General features: G+C 50.4%; 23 protein-coding genes. 17 read left to right on the forward strand and 6 right to left on the reverse strand.

Going from position 1 to position 15,680, the window contains the following annotated elements:
- The first annotated feature begins 2 nt into the window (after positions 1-2).
- From rplO to ABGA49_RS15930, 11 genes are all read left to right on the forward strand, one after another.
- The gene (gene rplO / locus ABGA49_RS15880; RefSeq protein ID WP_061492930.1) at positions 3-437 is read left to right on the forward strand and encodes a 50S ribosomal protein L15; all 435 of its coding nucleotides are present in this window, start codon (positions 3-5) and stop codon (positions 435-437) included.
- A gap of 7 nt (positions 438-444) precedes the next feature.
- The gene (secY, locus tag ABGA49_RS15885; RefSeq protein ID WP_007369823.1) at positions 445-1,776 is read left to right on the forward strand and encodes a preprotein translocase subunit SecY; all 1,332 of its coding nucleotides are present in this window, start codon (positions 445-447) and stop codon (positions 1,774-1,776) included.
- A 30-nt stretch (positions 1,777-1,806) separates the two neighbouring features.
- Positions 1,807-1,923, forward strand: coding sequence for a 50S ribosomal protein L36 (rpmJ, locus tag ABGA49_RS15890; RefSeq protein WP_000868187.1), 117 nt, complete (start codon positions 1,807-1,809; stop codon positions 1,921-1,923).
- A gap of 146 nt (positions 1,924-2,069) precedes the next feature.
- Positions 2,070-2,426: a 30S ribosomal protein S13 gene (gene rpsM / locus ABGA49_RS15895; RefSeq protein WP_061492931.1), complete on the forward strand. Its 357-nt coding sequence runs from the start codon at positions 2,070-2,072 to the stop codon at positions 2,424-2,426.
- A gap of 16 nt (positions 2,427-2,442) precedes the next feature.
- On the forward strand, positions 2,443-2,832 hold the full coding sequence (gene rpsK / locus ABGA49_RS15900) for a 30S ribosomal protein S11 (RefSeq protein WP_002919257.1): 390 nt from the start codon (positions 2,443-2,445) through the stop codon (positions 2,830-2,832).
- Between the two features lie 34 nt (positions 2,833-2,866).
- Positions 2,867-3,487: a 30S ribosomal protein S4 gene (rpsD, locus tag ABGA49_RS15905; RefSeq protein WP_003031138.1), complete on the forward strand. Its 621-nt coding sequence runs from the start codon at positions 2,867-2,869 to the stop codon at positions 3,485-3,487.
- Positions 3,488-3,512: 25 nt separating this feature from the next.
- Positions 3,513-4,502, forward strand: coding sequence for a DNA-directed RNA polymerase subunit alpha (rpoA, locus tag ABGA49_RS15910; RefSeq protein WP_034461761.1), 990 nt, complete (start codon positions 3,513-3,515; stop codon positions 4,500-4,502).
- A gap of 40 nt (positions 4,503-4,542) precedes the next feature.
- Entirely contained in the window at positions 4,543-4,929 is a 387-nt protein-coding gene (rplQ, locus tag ABGA49_RS15915; protein ID WP_002919206.1) for a 50S ribosomal protein L17, read from the forward strand.
- A gap of 109 nt (positions 4,930-5,038) precedes the next feature.
- Positions 5,039-5,407 (forward strand): DUF1992 domain-containing protein, encoded by a 369-nt coding sequence (locus ABGA49_RS15920; protein ID WP_061492932.1) that lies wholly within the window; start codon positions 5,039-5,041, stop codon positions 5,405-5,407.
- Positions 5,408-5,409: 2 nt separating this feature from the next.
- Entirely contained in the window at positions 5,410-5,847 is a 438-nt protein-coding gene (gene zntR / locus ABGA49_RS15925) for a Zn(2+)-responsive transcriptional regulator (protein ID WP_347665794.1), read from the forward strand.
- Positions 5,848-5,904: 57 nt separating this feature from the next.
- Positions 5,905-6,117, forward strand: a complete 213-nt coding sequence (locus ABGA49_RS15930; protein WP_061492934.1) for a ribosome alternative rescue factor ArfA — start codon at positions 5,905-5,907, stop codon at positions 6,115-6,117.
- Here ABGA49_RS15930 and mscL read toward each other — a convergent pair.
- The 5 genes from mscL to def all read right to left on the reverse strand — a co-directional run bounded on the left by mscL (position 6,114) and on the right by def (position 10,881).
- The gene (mscL, locus tag ABGA49_RS15935) at positions 6,114-6,527 is read right to left on the reverse strand and encodes a large-conductance mechanosensitive channel protein MscL (protein ID WP_061492935.1); all 414 of its coding nucleotides are present in this window, start codon (positions 6,525-6,527) and stop codon (positions 6,114-6,116) included. The two genes, ABGA49_RS15930 and mscL, sit on opposite strands and share 4 nt — an antisense overlap.
- A 140-nt stretch (positions 6,528-6,667) precedes the next feature.
- Positions 6,668-8,044 (reverse strand): Trk system potassium transporter TrkA, encoded by a 1,377-nt coding sequence (trkA, locus tag ABGA49_RS15940; RefSeq protein ID WP_088237207.1) that lies wholly within the window; start codon positions 8,042-8,044, stop codon positions 6,668-6,670.
- 22 nt (positions 8,045-8,066) lie between these two features.
- Entirely contained in the window at positions 8,067-9,356 is a 1,290-nt protein-coding gene (gene rsmB, locus ABGA49_RS15945; protein ID WP_347665795.1) for a 16S rRNA (cytosine(967)-C(5))-methyltransferase RsmB, read from the reverse strand.
- A gap of 47 nt (positions 9,357-9,403) precedes the next feature.
- Positions 9,404-10,351, reverse strand: a complete 948-nt coding sequence (gene fmt, locus ABGA49_RS15950) for a methionyl-tRNA formyltransferase (protein WP_088237206.1) — start codon at positions 10,349-10,351, stop codon at positions 9,404-9,406.
- A 20-nt stretch (positions 10,352-10,371) separates the two neighbouring features.
- Positions 10,372-10,881 carry a peptide deformylase gene (gene def / locus ABGA49_RS15955; RefSeq protein ID WP_061492938.1) on the reverse strand — a complete coding sequence of 170 codons (510 nt, stop codon included), beginning with the start codon at positions 10,879-10,881 and terminating at the stop codon, positions 10,372-10,374.
- Between the two features lie 128 nt (positions 10,882-11,009).
- Between def and dprA the strand changes: the two genes are divergently transcribed.
- Genes dprA through ABGA49_RS15985 form a run of 6 tightly spaced genes read left to right on the forward strand, consistent with a single transcriptional unit; the run spans position 11,010 to position 14,802 of the window.
- Entirely contained in the window at positions 11,010-12,134 is a 1,125-nt protein-coding gene (dprA, locus tag ABGA49_RS15960) for a DNA-protecting protein DprA (RefSeq protein WP_061492939.1), read from the forward strand.
- A complete protein-coding gene (gene smg / locus ABGA49_RS15965) occupies positions 12,106-12,579 on the forward strand; it encodes a DUF494 family protein Smg (RefSeq protein ID WP_061492940.1) in 474 nt (157 codons plus the stop codon). Before dprA ends, smg begins: the two co-directional genes overlap by 29 nt.
- A 26-nt stretch (positions 12,580-12,605) precedes the next feature.
- Positions 12,606-13,163 (forward strand): topoisomerase DNA-binding C4 zinc finger domain-containing protein, encoded by a 558-nt coding sequence (locus tag ABGA49_RS15970; RefSeq protein ID WP_347665796.1) that lies wholly within the window; start codon positions 12,606-12,608, stop codon positions 13,161-13,163.
- Positions 13,153-13,725: an L-threonylcarbamoyladenylate synthase type 1 TsaC gene (gene tsaC / locus ABGA49_RS15975; protein ID WP_347665797.1), complete on the forward strand. Its 573-nt coding sequence runs from the start codon at positions 13,153-13,155 to the stop codon at positions 13,723-13,725. The genes ABGA49_RS15970 and tsaC overlap by 11 nt, the downstream gene beginning before the upstream one ends.
- Before the next feature lie 4 nt (positions 13,726-13,729).
- A complete protein-coding gene (aroE, locus tag ABGA49_RS15980) occupies positions 13,730-14,548 on the forward strand; it encodes a shikimate dehydrogenase (RefSeq protein ID WP_061492943.1) in 819 nt (272 codons plus the stop codon).
- Positions 14,545-14,802, forward strand: a complete 258-nt coding sequence (locus ABGA49_RS15985; protein WP_088237203.1) for a DUF1488 domain-containing protein — start codon at positions 14,545-14,547, stop codon at positions 14,800-14,802. Before aroE ends, ABGA49_RS15985 begins: the two co-directional genes overlap by 4 nt.
- Here the strand turns inward: ABGA49_RS15985 and ABGA49_RS15990 are convergent.
- Positions 14,778-15,332, reverse strand: a complete 555-nt coding sequence (locus tag ABGA49_RS15990) for a gamma carbonic anhydrase family protein (protein WP_061492945.1) — start codon at positions 15,330-15,332, stop codon at positions 14,778-14,780. The two genes, ABGA49_RS15985 and ABGA49_RS15990, sit on opposite strands and share 25 nt — an antisense overlap.
- Positions 15,333-15,680: the final 348 nt, after the last annotated feature.

Genomic DNA, 15,680 nt, shown 5'->3' on the forward strand with positions numbered 1-15,680 from the left:
AGATGCGTTTAAATACTCTGTCTCCGGCCGAAGGCTCCAAAAAGGCGGGTAAACGCCTGGGTCGTGGTATCGGTTCTGGCCTCGGTAAAACCGGTGGTCGTGGTCACAAAGGTCAGAAATCTCGTTCTGGCGGTGGCGTACGTCGCGGTTTCGAGGGTGGTCAGATGCCTCTGTATCGTCGTCTGCCGAAATTCGGTTTCACTTCTCGTAAAGCAATGATCACGGCAGAGATTCGTCTGTCCGATCTGGCTAAAGTAGAAGGCGACGTAGTAGACCTGAACACGCTGAAAGCGGCTAACATTATCGGCATCCAGATCGAGTTCGCGAAAGTGATCCTGGCTGGTGAAGTTGCTCGTCCGGTAACTGTTCGTGGCTTACGCGTGTCGAAAGGCGCTCGTGCTGCTATCGAAGCTGCTGGCGGTAAAATTGAGGAATAAGTAGCAGATGGCTAAGCAACCGGGATTAGATTTTCAAAGTGCCAAGGGTGGAATTGGCGAACTGAAACGCAGACTGCTGTTTGTTATCGGTGCGTTGATTGTTTTCCGTATTGGCTCTTTTATTCCGATCCCTGGTATCGATGCCGCTGTACTTGCCAAACTGCTTGAACAACAGCGTGGCACCATCATTGAAATGTTCAACATGTTCTCTGGTGGTGCTTTAAGCCGTGCTTCTATCTTCGCATTGGGTATCATGCCGTATATCTCGGCATCGATTATCATCCAATTGTTAACGGTCGTTCATCCGGCCTTGGCAGAATTGAAGAAAGAAGGGGAGTCTGGTCGTCGTAAGATCAGCCAGTACACCCGCTACGGTACTCTGGTGTTGGCAATATTCCAGTCGATCGGTATTGCTACTGGTCTGCCGAATATGCCTGGTATGCAGGGCCTGGTAATGAATCCAGGCTTTGCATTCTACTTCACCGCTGTTGTAAGTCTGGTTACGGGGACAATGTTCCTGATGTGGCTCGGCGAACAGATTACTGAACGTGGTATCGGTAACGGTATTTCGATCATTATCTTCGCTGGTATTGTGGCGGGACTTCCGCCAGCCATTGCCCATACTATCGAGCAAGCGCGTCAAGGCGACCTGCACTTCCTCCTGTTGCTGTTGGTTGCAGTATTAGTATTTGCTGTGACGTTCTTTGTTGTATTCGTTGAACGTGGTCAACGCCGCATTGTGGTAAACTACGCCAAACGTCAGCAAGGCCGTCGAGTCTATGCTGCTCAGAGCACACATTTACCGCTGAAAGTGAATATGGCGGGGGTAATCCCGGCAATCTTCGCTTCCAGTATTATTCTGTTCCCGGCTACCATCGCGTCATGGTTCGGGGGCGGTACTGGTTGGAACTGGCTGACAACAATTTCGCTGTATTTGCAGCCTGGGCAACCGCTTTATGTGTTACTCTATGCGTCTGCAATCATCTTCTTCTGTTTCTTCTACACGGCGTTGGTCTTCAACCCGCGTGAAACAGCAGATAACCTGAAGAAGTCCGGTGCATTTGTACCAGGAATTCGTCCGGGAGAGCAAACGGCGAAGTATATCGATAAAGTAATGACCCGTCTGACTCTGGTCGGTGCGCTTTATATTACTTTTATCTGCCTGATCCCGGAGTTCATGCGTGATGCGATGAAAGTACCGTTCTACTTCGGTGGGACTTCACTGCTTATCGTTGTCGTCGTGATTATGGACTTTATGGCTCAAGTGCAAACTCTGATGATGTCTAGTCAGTATGAGTCTGCATTGAAGAAGGCGAACCTGAAAGGCTATGGCCGGTAATGGTCGCCCGAGAAGTTACGGAGAGTAAAAATGAAAGTTCGTGCTTCCGTCAAGAAATTATGCCGTAACTGCAAAATCGTTAAACGTGATGGCGTCATCCGTGTGATTTGCAGTGCCGAGCCGAAACATAAACAGCGCCAAGGCTGATTATTTCGCATATTTTTCTTGCAAAGTTGGGTTGAGCTGGCTAGATTAGCCAGCCAATCTTTTGTATGTCTGTACGTTTCCATTTGAGTATCCTGAAAACGGGCTTTTCAGCATGGTGCGTGCAAGTAAAATTATAGGAGTGCATAGTGGCCCGTATAGCAGGCATTAACATTCCTGATCAAAAACATGCTGTGATCGCATTAACTTCGATCTACGGTATCGGCAAAACCCGCTCTCAAGCTATTCTGGCTTCTGCGGGCATCGCTGAAAATGTTAAGATCAGTGAGCTGTCTGAAGAACAAATCGACACGCTGCGTGACGAAGTTGCCAAATTTGTCGTTGAAGGTGATCTGCGCCGTGAAATTAGCATGAGCATCAAGCGCCTGATGGATCTTGGTTGCTATCGCGGTTTGCGTCATCGTCGTGGTCTCCCGGTTCGCGGTCAGCGTACCAAGACCAACGCACGTACCCGTAAGGGTCCGCGCAAACCGATCAAGAAATAATCGGGGTGATTGAATAATGGCAAAGGCACCAATTCGTGCACGTAAACGTGTAAGAAAACAAGTCTCTGACGGCGTGGCTCATATCCATGCTTCTTTCAACAACACCATCGTTACTATTACTGATCGTCAGGGTAACGCGCTGGGTTGGGCAACAGCCGGTGGTTCCGGTTTCCGTGGTTCTCGCAAATCCACTCCGTTCGCAGCTCAGGTTGCGGCAGAGCGTTGCGCTGAAGCCGTAAAAGAATATGGCATCAAGAATCTGGAAGTTATGGTTAAGGGACCGGGTCCGGGTCGCGAATCTACTATTCGTGCACTGAACGCCGCTGGTTTCCGCATCACTAATATTACTGATGTGACTCCGATCCCTCACAACGGTTGTCGTCCGCCGAAAAAACGTCGCGTATAACACGCTCGTTTTCTAGGATTGTTGGAGAAAGAAAATGGCAAGATATTTGGGTCCTAAGCTCAAGCTGAGCCGTCGTGAGGGCACAGACCTGTTCCTTAAGTCTGGCGTTCGCGCGATCGATACCAAGTGTAAAATTGAACAAGCTCCTGGCCAGCACGGTGCGCGTAAACCGCGTCTGTCTGACTATGGTGTGCAGTTGCGTGAAAAGCAAAAAGTTCGCCGTATCTACGGTGTGCTGGAGCGTCAGTTCCGTAACTACTATAAAGAAGCAGCACGTCTGAAAGGCAACACCGGTGAAAACCTGTTGGGTCTGCTGGAAGGTCGTCTGGACAACGTTGTATACCGTATGGGCTTCGGCGCCACTCGTGCAGAAGCACGTCAGTTGGTTAGCCATAAAGCAATCATGGTAAACGGTCGTGTTGTTAACATCGCTTCTTACCAGGTTAGTCCGAATGACGTGGTTAGCATTCGTGAGAAAGCGAAAAAGCAATCTCGCGTGAAAGCCGCTCTGGAGCTGGCTGAGCAGCGTGAAAAGCCAACCTGGCTGGAAGTTGATGCTGGCAAGATGGAAGGTACGTTCAAGCGTAAGCCGGAGCGTTCTGATCTGTCTGCGGACATTAACGAACACCTGATCGTCGAGCTTTACTCCAAGTAAAGCTTAGTACCAAAGAGAGGACACAATGCAGGGTTCTGTGACAGAGTTTCTAAAACCGCGCCTGGTAGATATCGAGCAAGTGAGTTCGACGCACGCCAAGGTGACCCTTGAGCCTTTAGAGCGTGGCTTTGGCCATACTCTGGGTAACGCACTGCGCCGTATTCTGCTCTCATCGATGCCGGGTTGCGCGGTGACAGAGGTTGAGATTGATGGTGTACTTCATGAGTACAGCACCAAAGAAGGCGTTCAGGAAGATATCCTTGAAATCCTGCTCAACCTGAAAGGGCTGGCGGTGAGAGTTCAGGGGAAAGATGATGTTATTCTCACTCTGAATAAATCTGGCATTGGCCCTGTGACCGCAGCCGATATCACCCACGACGGTGATGTCGAAATCGTCAAGCCGCAGCATGTGATCTGCCACCTGACCGATGAAAACGCATCCATTAGCATGCGTATCAAAGTTCAGCGCGGTCGTGGTTATGTGCCGGCGTCTGCCCGAATTCATTCGGAAGAAGATGAGCGCCCGATCGGCCGCCTGCTGGTTGACGCGTGCTACAGCCCTGTAGAGCGTATTGCCTACAATGTTGAAGCAGCACGTGTTGAACAGCGTACCGACCTGGACAAGCTGGTCATCGAAATGGAAACCAATGGCACAATCGATCCTGAAGAGGCGATTCGTCGTGCGGCAACCATCCTGGCAGAACAACTGGAAGCTTTCGTTGACTTACGTGATGTACGTCAGCCGGAAGTCAAAGAAGAGAAACCAGAATTCGATCCGATCCTGCTGCGCCCTGTTGACGATCTGGAATTGACTGTCCGCTCTGCTAACTGCCTCAAGGCAGAAGCTATCCACTATATCGGTGATCTGGTACAGCGTACCGAGGTTGAGTTGCTGAAAACGCCCAACCTGGGTAAAAAATCTCTTACCGAGATTAAAGACGTGCTGGCTTCACGTGGTCTGTCTCTGGGTATGCGCCTGGAAAACTGGCCACCGGCAAGCATTGCTGACGAGTAACCGGATCACAGGTTAAGGTTTTACTGAGAAGGATAAGGTCATGCGCCATCGTAAGAGTGGTCGTCAACTGAACCGCAACAGCAGCCATCGCCAGGCCATGTTCCGTAACATGGCAGGTTCTTTGGTTCGTCATGAGATCATCAAGACGACTCTGCCGAAAGCCAAAGAGCTGCGTCGCGTAGTTGAGCCGCTGATTACTCTTGCCAAGACTGATAGCGTTGCTAATCGTCGTCTGGCATTCGCCCGTACTCGTGATAACGAGATCGTGGCAAAACTGTTTAACGAGCTGGGCCCGCGTTTCGCGAGCCGTGCAGGTGGCTACACTCGTATTCTGAAGTGTGGCTTCCGTGCTGGTGACAATGCTCCGATGGCTTACATCGAGCTGGTTGATCGCGCCGAGCCGAAAGCAGAAGCTGCTGCAGAGTAATCTGTGGTAACGTAAAAAGACCCGCTTCGGCGGGTTTTTTTATATCCTCTGCCCCACCTCTTTCCTACAATATACGTATCTTTTTTGTTCATCCCTCTGGAGACCAATAATGTGGTTGCTTGATCAGTGGGCAGAACGACATATTATCGATGCCCAACAAAAAGGTGAGTTTGATAATCTGCCGGGTAACGGTGAGCCTCTTACGCTGGACGACGACTCACATATTCCGTCTGAGTTGCGTGCAGCATATCGCTTGCTGAAAAATGCAGGCTGTATTCCTCCTGAGCTGGAGTATCGCAAAGAAGCTGTCGCGTTAGCTGACCTCCTCCATACTGTGCAGCCTGATCATCCACAGCACCATGAACTGCAGCGTCGTCTAGCGTTAATTGAGCTGAAACTGCGGCAAGCTGGATTAAGCACTGACTTTCTGCGTGGCGAGTACGCGACGAAATTACTGAATAAAATTAATGAGGAGTAGCCATGTACCGCATCGGTGAAATTGCAAAGCTGGCTGACGTTACGCCAGATACAATCCGTTATTACGAGAAACAGGAGATGATGGATCACGAAGTGCGTACGGAAGGCGGTTTTCGTCTTTATACGGATAAAGATCTGCAACGCCTTAAATTTATTCGTCACGCCAGACAGTTGGGTTTCACTTTGGAGTCCATTCGCGAATTGTTATCTATCCGTATTGACCCCGAGCATCATACTTGCCAGGAGTCGAAAAGCATTGTGCAGTCCCGTTTATGCGAAGTCGAAGCACGAATTGATGAGCTGCAAGCCATGCGTCGATCGCTACAGAAGCTAAATGATGCCTGCTGTGGTACGGCGCACAGCAGTGTTTATTGTTCTATTCTTGAGGCGCTTGAACAAGGAGCGAGTGCAGGTACGGGTACCGGTTCACCTGTCTGTTGATCTTTTACGCAGAGGGATCTACACTCCGCGCGTTTAAACACACAATCTGGAGTAGTTATGAGTCGCTATCAGCATACGAAGGGGCAGATCAACGATAACGCCATTGAGGCACTCTTGCATGACCCACTGTTCCGACAACGGGTCGAGAAGAATAAGAAAGGGAAAGGAAGCTATCTGCGTAAAAACAAACATTCAAAACGAGGTTTTCAGGAGGGCAGTGGCAAACAAGCGAATCGCTTCTTTACCACTGCCCTTCTTATTGCAGCTTAACTCCGGTTATTCTGCTCTTTCAGCAAATCGCGGATTTCGCTCAACAGCACCTCTTCTTTGCTCGGTGCAGGTGGTGCCTTTGGCTCTTCTTCTTGCTTGCGTTTCAGCTTATTGATCAGCTTAATCGCAATGAAAATAGCAAAGGCGACAATAATAAAGTCAAATATGTTCTGGATAAACACACCGTAATGCATGACGACTGCGGGAACATCGCCTTGCGCATCACGCAATGTCAGTGCGAACGATTTAAAATCGATCCCGCCAATTAATAATCCCAACGGCGGCATGATGATGTCAGCGACCAAAGACGACACTATTTTGCCGAAAGCTGCACCGATGATCACACCGACGGCTAAATCCACAACATTTCCGCGCATCGCGAATTCACGGAACTCTTTTAAAATGCTCATATCTCTCTCCATGTGCAGGCTGTCACGGTAAGTCTAACAAAATACCGATCAAATTCCATTTGTGGAAATAACTCACCGGATCTCTTAACCCTGATAAAGAAAGGGATTAAAAAAAGGCGCCTTAAGCGGCGCCCGGATGATTACAGGAAAAACGGGCTAGGCTGGAACAAACGCTCAACGTCAGTAATATATTTTTTATCGGTTAAAAACATGATTACATGGTCGCCTTGTTCAATACGTAAATTATCATTGGCGATCATGACATCATTGCCTCGCACGACAGCCCCAATAATTGTGCCCGGCGGCAGTTTGATATCGTCAATCACACGACCCACAACGCGTGAAGTGGTTTCGTCTCCGTGGGCAACCGCCTCAATTGCCTCAGCGACACCGCGACGAAGTGAAGAAACACCGACAATATCTGCTTTGCGTACGTGACTAAGCAGCGCGGAAATAGTCGCTTGTTGAGGAGAGATTGCAATATCGATAACACTGCCCTGTACCAGATCGACATAGGCGCGGCGCTGGATCAGCACCATCACTTTTTTTGCCCCCATGCGTTTGGCAAGCATCGCGGACATAATATTCGCTTCATCGTCGTTGGTAACGGCAATAAAGAGATCTACTTGATCGATGTGCTCTTCCGCCAGTAATTCCTGATCTGAAGCGTCACCATAAAATACAATGGTATTTTGCAGTTTCTCCGCCAGTTCCGCAGCACGCTGCTGATCGCGTTCGATCAACTTCACGCTATAATCTTTTTCCAGTCGATGCGCAAGACCGGCGCCAATATTTCCGCCGCCAACTAACATAATGCGTTTATAGGGTTTTTCCAGGCGTTGTAATTCGCTCATTACGGCGCGTATATGCTGTGATGCGGCAATAAAAAATACTTCATCGCCTGCTTCCACTATCGTTGACCCCTGGGGACGAATAGGGCGATCGTGGCGGAATATCGCGGCAACACGGGTATCAATATGTGGCATGTGCTCGCGCATCGTCGACAGTGCGTTACCGACAAGTGGACCGCCATAATAGGCTTTAACTACGGCCAGGCTCACTTTTCCTTCGGCAAAATTCACCACTTGCAGCGCGCCCGGATATTCTATCAGGCGATAAATACTGTCGATGACAAGTTGCTCGGGCGCAATCAGATGATCGATTGGCACGGCCTCGGAATGGAAGAGTTTATCCGCATCGCGAACATAATCCGGCGAACGGATTCGGGCGATGCGATTTGGTGTATTAAACAGCGAGTAGGCAACCTGGCAGGCAACCATATTAGTTTCGTCTGAGCTGGTAACCGCCACCAACATATCCGCATCATCGGCACCTGCCTCGCGCAGCACGCGTGGATGTGAACCATGCCCTTGTACAACACGCAAATCGAATTTGTCCTGCAGGCTGCGCAGGCGATCGCCATTGGTATCGACAACGGTAATATCGTTATTCTCACCGACCAGGTTTTCAGCCAGCGTACCGCCGACTTGCCCCGCACCCAGAATAATTATTTTCATCTGTTGTGACCCGCTGCTCTCATCACTGTTTGATTATCTTAGCGTAAAAGAAGCCATCGCCTTCTTCCGCGCCAGGCAGATTTTGCTGCCCGGGCTGCTCAAGCGAACCTGTCTGGATAAGCTTCGCATTCGGCGTCCGGGTTAAGAATGCAGCAACCTGCAGACTATTTTCTTCCGGCAGAATTGAGCAGGTCGCGTATACCAGCGTACCGCCTGTTTTCAGATGCGGCCAGATAGCATCCAGAATTTCGGACTGAAGCTGTACAAGTTCCGGGATATCGCGCTCACGACGCAACCACTTAATGTCCGGATGGCGGCGAATAACACCGGTTGCCGAGCATGGCGCATCCAGAAGAATGCGATCAAATTGTTCATCTTCGCACCACTGGGTCGGGAAACGCCCGTCACCTTGTTTCACCTGCGCTTTCATACCCAGCCGTTTCAGGTTGTCATAAACGCGTGACAAGCGTTGTTCATCAATATCCACAGCAAGTACGTCAGCATCCGGCGCAGCTTCAAGAATATGCGTGGTTTTACCGCCTGGTGCAGCGCAGAGATCGAGGATCCGTTCGCCGTTTTCAGGAGCAAGGAGCGGGATACACCCTTGCGCAGATGCATCTTGTACGGTCACCCATCCTTCTGCGAACCCCGGCAAGGCAGTAACGGGCGCCGCAGTTTCCAGGCGTATGGCGTCCGGATAGTCAGGATGAGAGAAGCCGTGCAGACCTGTTTCTTCCAGCAGCGCCAGCCAGCTATCGCGTGTATGGTGCTGGCGATTTACTCGCAGCCACATGGGGGGACGCTGATTGCTGGACTCCACAATATGTTGCCACTGCTGTGGATATGCCTTTTGCAGTCGTTTTAGCAGCCAGGTCGGGAACAGGTACTTGTTTTCGCTCCTGGCGAACTCAGCCAGCAGCTCTTCTTGTTGGCGTTGAAACTGGCGTAACACGCCGTTAATCAATCCCTTAAGTTGTGGCCGTTTGATGGCCACTGCGCCTTCAACCGTTTCTGCCAGTGCAGCATGGGCAGGAATACGGGTATGCATCAGTTGGTAAAATCCAACCATGATAAGGTAATGTACCGTGCGTTGTTTGCCGGTCATCGGGCGCGACATGAGCTTATTAATAAGCCAATCGAGCTGTGGTAATACGCGTAACACACCAAAGCACAGTTCCTGCAGCAGTGCTTTATCTTTATCGGATACTTTTTGTTGTAACGGCGGCAGAATATTGCTGAGCGATTGCCCTTGTTCCACTACCTGTTCGATGGCCTGTGCGGCCATACTGCGCAAATTGAATTGTTTTTTCATAAGGATAAAAATAAAAACGCCCGGCAGAACCGGGCTCAAAATCAATATCAGGCCAGAAGATTGCCGGGAACAAACCACTCCCGCCGCGAATTTAGAAGATCTTGCGCACTCATGGCTTTTTTACCTGCGGGCTGCAGCGATTCCAGGTTCAATATGCCATCAGCCGTTGCAACCTGGATGCCGGCTTTCGACGTCTCGAGAATCGTGCCAGGAACCGCAGTTGTGGATGACGGAATCACTGACGCTTTCCATACTTTGATCGGCTGCTCGTCAATCACGAACCAGCTCATCGGCCACGGATTAAAAGCGCGAATGCATCGCTCCAATTGAGCCGCGCTCAAGGACCAATCGATACGCGCTTCTTCTTTGCTCAGTTTTTCTGCATAGGTGACCAGCGCTTCATCCTGCACTTGCGGCTCGGCACGTCCCTGCGCTAACTGCTGCAACGTATCGAGTAACCCCTGAGGGCCGAGCTGAGCCAGTTTATCGTACAGCGTAGCACTGGTATCTTCGGCAGTGACAGGACAGGAAAGTTTGTACAACATGTCTCCGGTATCAAGACCAACGTCCATCTGCATGATGGTAACGCCAGTTTCCGCATCGCCGGCCCATAATGAGCGCTGAATAGGTGCGGCACCGCGCCAGCGTGGAAGCAATGAGCCATGAACATTGATACAGCCAAGACGCGGCATTTCCAGTACGGATTTGGGGAGAATCAATCCATAGGCCACCACCACCATCACATCAGCGTTAAGGTTGGCGATCAGTTGCTGGTTTTCCTGAGCACGTAACGATACTGGCTGAAACACGGGCAGACCTTTTTCTTCTGCCAATACCTTAACCGGGCTGGGCATCAGTTTTTTTCCACGGCCAGCAGGGCGGTCGGGTTGGGTGAACACGCCGACTATCTGATGTTCAGAAGACAGCAGCGCGTCAAGATGACGCGCTGCAAAGTCCGGGGTGCCGGCGAAAATAATACGTAACGATTCTGACACGTTTATCCCTTCAGCCCGTATTACGCACGGGCGTTCATGCGATCCAGTTTTTCAACTTTCTGACGAATACGTTGGCGTTTCATCGGCGACAGATAATCGATAAACAATTTGCCCACCAGATGATCCATTTCATGCTGGATACAGATCGCCAGTAAGCCGTCAGCCTCCAGCTCAAATGTTTTTCCATCACGATCGAGCGCGCGGATTTTTACTTTCTCAGCACGCGGAACAAGTGCGCGCTGTTCCGGAATTGACAGGCAGCCTTCTTCGATACCTGTTTCACCGCTTTTTTCCAGCAGTTCCGGGTTAATCAGCACCAGTTGCTCATCGCGATTTTCTGACACATCGATAACGATAATGCGCTGATGAATATCTACCTGGGTTGCAGCCAGGCCAATGCCTTCCTCTGCGTACATCGTTTCAAACATATCATCGACGATACGCTTAATGTCCGCATTCACTTCTTTTACCGGCGTAGCGACTTTGCGAAGACGCTCGTCCGGAATATGTAACACATGCAAAACTGCCATAAATATCCAGAGTCGTGTTCAGGAGTTGGTGAGAATATTACCTCTATTCTAGACAAATCCCCTTCCGATTGACAGCATCAGTGACCAATCGCAAGGATTGGCGGGGCGGCTTGTGGCAGGGAGGAAGGATGACACCCACGGAGATTTGGCTGCGTTTAATGCAGGTTGGCGATTTGTGTGGCGACCGATGGCTAAATACGGAGCAATGGCTGTCGCAGAATCAAGAATATACACCTGATGCACTCCAACACATTGGTTTGACCGCAGCACAGACCCGACGATTTTTTTCACTCACGCAGAGTGAAATTGAGCGAACCCTTTCCTGGCTTGCTGCACCGGATCATCATTTAATTCTTGCCAGTGACGAGGCATACCCCATGTCACTTCGCGCGACGGATGATTACCCTGGCGCGATCTTTGTGAAGGGGACGATTTCGGTACTAAAAACAAAACAACTGGCGGTCGTCGGAAGTCGGGCGCACTCGTGGTATGGCGAACGTTGGGGGCGAACCTTTTGTGGGATGCTTGCAGCCAGTGGGTTAACGATCACCAGCGGGCTGGCATTAGGGATCGATAGTGTTGCTCATCGTGCTGCTTTAGATGCGAACGGCAAGAGTATTGCTGTTTTGGGGAATGGTTTACATCATATTCATCCGCGCCGGCATGCATCTCTGGCTGCACAATTGATCGAGCGAGGTGGAGCCCTTGTGTCAGAATTCCCTTTGCAGGCGCCGCCTTTGCCTGGGCATTTTCCTCGCCGCAACAGGATTATTAGCGGGCTTAGCCTGGGTGTACTCGTCGTCGAAGCTGCCGTGCGCAGCGGTTCCCTGGTCACTGCCCGTGCTGCGCTTGAACAAGGCCGTGAAGTGTTTGCTCTGCCAGGGCCAATTGGTAGCCCTGGCAGCGAAGGGCCCCACTGGCTAATTAAGCAGGGAGCAACACCGGTGACATCGGCAGAAGAGATCCTCGAAAATTTGCAAAATGATCTCAATTGGCTACCTGAATCACGCGAAAAAACAATTTATTCATCAGATCAAGAAAGCGCGGCATTGCCATTTCCTGAGCTCCTGGCTAACGTAGGAGATGAGGTAACACCTGTTGACGTCGTCGCTGAACGTGCCGGCCAACCTGTGCCAGTTACTGCATCACAATTGCTTGAACTGGAGTTAGCAGGATGGATCGCAGCTGTACCCGGCGGCTATGTCCGATTGAGGAGGGCAAGCCATGTTCGACGTACTAATGTACTTGTTTGAGACTTACATCCATAACGAAGTTGAAATGCGTGTGGATCAAGACAAACTGGAACGGGATCTTACCGACGCCGGATTTGATCGTGAAGACATCTACAATGCACTTCTCTGGCTGGAAAAGCTGGCTGATTATCAGGAAGGCCTTGTCGAACCGATGCAGCTTGCTTCTGATCCGCTCTCTGTGCGTATTTATACTGCGGACGAGTGCGAAAGGCTGGATGCCAGTTGCCGGGGGTTTTTATTATTCCTCGAGCAGATTCAGGTGCTAAACCTCGAAACGCGAGAAATGGTGATTGAACGTGTGCTGGCGCTGGATACGGCAGAGTTCGAACTGGAAGATCTGAAATGGGTCATTCTGATGGTGCTCTTCAATATTCCAGGATGTGAGAACGCATACCAGCAAATGGAAGAATTACTCTTTGAAGTGAATGAAGGTATGCTGCACTAATCATTTTTGCAGCTTCAAGAGTCGTTATGGCCAAATCAGCACTGTTTTCGGTGCGTAACAATGAGCCCTGCCCACAATGCGGGGCTGAACTTGTTATTCGCTCCGGGAAACACGGTCCGTTTCTCGGATGCTCACATTATCCGGAATGCGATTATGTACGCCCCCTGAAGAGCCAGGCGGACGGACATATCGTTAAAGTTCTGGAAGGGCATGTTTGCCCTGAATGCGGTGCCACCATGGTGCTGCGTCAAGGGCGTTTTGGTATGTTTATTGGTTGTAGCCAGTATCCTGAGTGTGAACATACCGAGCTGATTGATAAACCCGACGAGACGGCAATAACCTGCCCTCAGTGTCAGAATGGGCATCTGGTGCAGCGCCGCTCCCGATATGGTAAGACCTTCTACTCCTGCGATCGCTATCCTGATTGCCAGTTCGTCATTAATTTCAAGCCAGTGGCGGGCGAATGCCCTGTGTGCCGCTACCCGCTACTTATAGAAAAGAAAACCGCGCAGGGTGTGAAATGCTTTTGCGCCAGTAAACAATGTGGACAGCCGGTAACGGCGGAAGAAACTCGTGAAGAATAACCTGCCAACAGACCCAATCGCTGCGGTGGTAGAGGTTTTGAATAAAGAACACGTCATCGCATATCCAACAGAAGCTGTTTTCGGCGTCGGTTGTGACCCGGACAGCGAAATCGCGGTTCATCGCCTGCTTGAACTGAAGCAACGCTCGGTTGAAAAAGGATTGATCCTGATTGCCGCAAGCTTTGAACAACTGAAACCCTATATTGATGACAGCATGTTGACCGATGCGCAGCGTCAGACGATTTTTGCCAGTTGGCCCGGCCCGGTGACTTTTGTCTTCCCGGCGAAGCCTACGACGCCTCGTTGGTTGACAGGCCGTTTCGACTCGTTGGCTGTGCGCGTTACCAATCATCCGGATGTCATTGCGCTGTGTGAGGCGTACGGCAAGCCGCTGGTATCGACCAGCGCTAATTTGTCTGGCTTACCACCTTGCAGAACTGCAAAAGAAGTGGCTGATCAGTTCGGCGTGGATTTTCCGGTCATTGATGCGCCAACAGGAGGACGACAGAATCCTTCTGAAATCCGGGATGCTCTAACCGGCGAACTTTTCCGTCAGGGGTAATCATATGGAATCCTATGCAGTTTTTGGTAATCCCATCGCGCATAGCAAATCGCCTTTTATTCATCAGCAGTTTGCTACGCAACTGTGTATTGATCATCAATATGGTCGTGTGCTTGCGCCGGTGAATGATTTTGTGAATACACTGGAGTCCTTTTTTGCCGGAGGCGGAAAAGGGGCCAATATTACAGTGCCTTTCAAAGAAGAAGCTTTTGCCCGCGCTGATGAACTGACCGAACGTGCTGCGCTTGCTGGGGCGGTCAATACACTCAAGCGACTAGAAGATGGCCGCTTACTCGGAGACAACACGGATGGAATTGGCCTGCTGAGCGATCTCGAACGTCTGGCATTTATCCGCCCGGGGTTTCGCATTCTTCTGATCGGTGCGGGTGGCGCCGCGCGGGGTGTATTGCTTCCCTTGCTCTCATTGGACTGCGCGGTAACCATTACTAATCGCACAGGGGCTCGTGCAGAAGAGCTGGCTCGACTCTTCGCCCATACGGGGAGTGTTGATGCGGTAGCCATGGATGACCTGGCTGACCATGCATTTGATCTTATTATCAATGCCACTTCCAGCGGGATTGGTGGAGACATTCCCGCATTGCCGGAAGCCATCATTCACCCTCAGACATATTGCTACGACATGTTTTATCAGAAGGGGAATACGCCATTCCTTGCCTGGTGCGAAAAGCTGGGCGCAAAGAATTGTGCCGATGGTCTGGGCATGCTGGTGGGACAAGCGGCCCATGCCGTGCTGTTGTGGCATGGTGTACTGCCTGACGTTGAACCTGTCATTAACTCCCTGAAGCTGGAACTGGCGAAATGAATCAGGCCATCCAGTTTCCTGATCGCGAAGAGTGGAATGTCTCAGCGCAGGCGGTCTTTTTCCCCGCGCTGGTCAATGGTATGCAACTCAGCTGTGCAATCAAAGGTGAAGTACTGGCACGACGTTTTGGTAGTGCAGCGCCAGAAGAGCATCTGGCGCTGTTTCGTGAATATCGCTGGGATTTAGAAGAGGAGGCTGAGCAACGTATTCGGCAGCAAGAAGAAGATGATCAGGGCGTTGTCTGGCTGTCCTGATCAATGTATTCGTCTTTCCACTTCACATAGTTATTTGCGGAGTATTTCAGCCCTTCTATTTCCGCTTCCTTCAGGGGGCGGATTTGTTTTACCGGGCTTCCCAGATAAAGATAGCCACTCTCCAGGCGCTTATTTTGGGGAACCAGGCTGCCAGCCCCGATCATTACGTCATCTTCTATTATGGCACCATCAAGTAAAATCGATCCCATACCGACCAGAACCCGATTACCAATAGTGCAACCGTGTAACATCACTTTATGTCCCACAGTAACATCTTCACCAATGATCAGCGGGTCGCCTTCAGGATTAGATGATGATTTATGTGTGACGTGCAGAACGCTGCCATCTTGAATATTGCTGCGCGCACCTATCTCTACATAATTCACATCACCCCGGATCACGACTAACGGCCAGATCCCAACATCATCAGCAATCCGGACATCGCCAATGACCACACTCGTAGCATCGACCATGACTCGTTGACCAATGCGAGGGAAAAGATCTTTATATGGACGTAAAGCAGCAGACATAATTACCTCATCAAATACTGACCCAGATAATGACTGTGATCGGAAGAAAGATCTTCTGCAAGCCATTTACATATCATTATTTGAACACATCGTACGGGATCGCAGCGGAAAGAATGAAAAAACAGCACTTAGAAAAAAAGATCGCAAAAAGACTTGTGCTTAAAATTGGGATCCCTATAATGCGCCTCCGTTGACACGACAACGTGAATCACTTCACGAGATAGTCGAAACAACGAGAGAGAAAAATCCTGAAATTCAGGGTTGACTCTGAAAGAGGAAAGCGTAATATACGCCACCTCGTGACAGCGCTCCAGAGCGCGTCACAACTGCTCTTTAACAATTTATCAG

The organism is Kosakonia sp. WA-90, from assembly GCF_039871955.1.
GTDB classification, from domain to species: domain Bacteria; phylum Pseudomonadota; class Gammaproteobacteria; order Enterobacterales; family Enterobacteriaceae; genus Kosakonia; species Kosakonia oryzendophytica.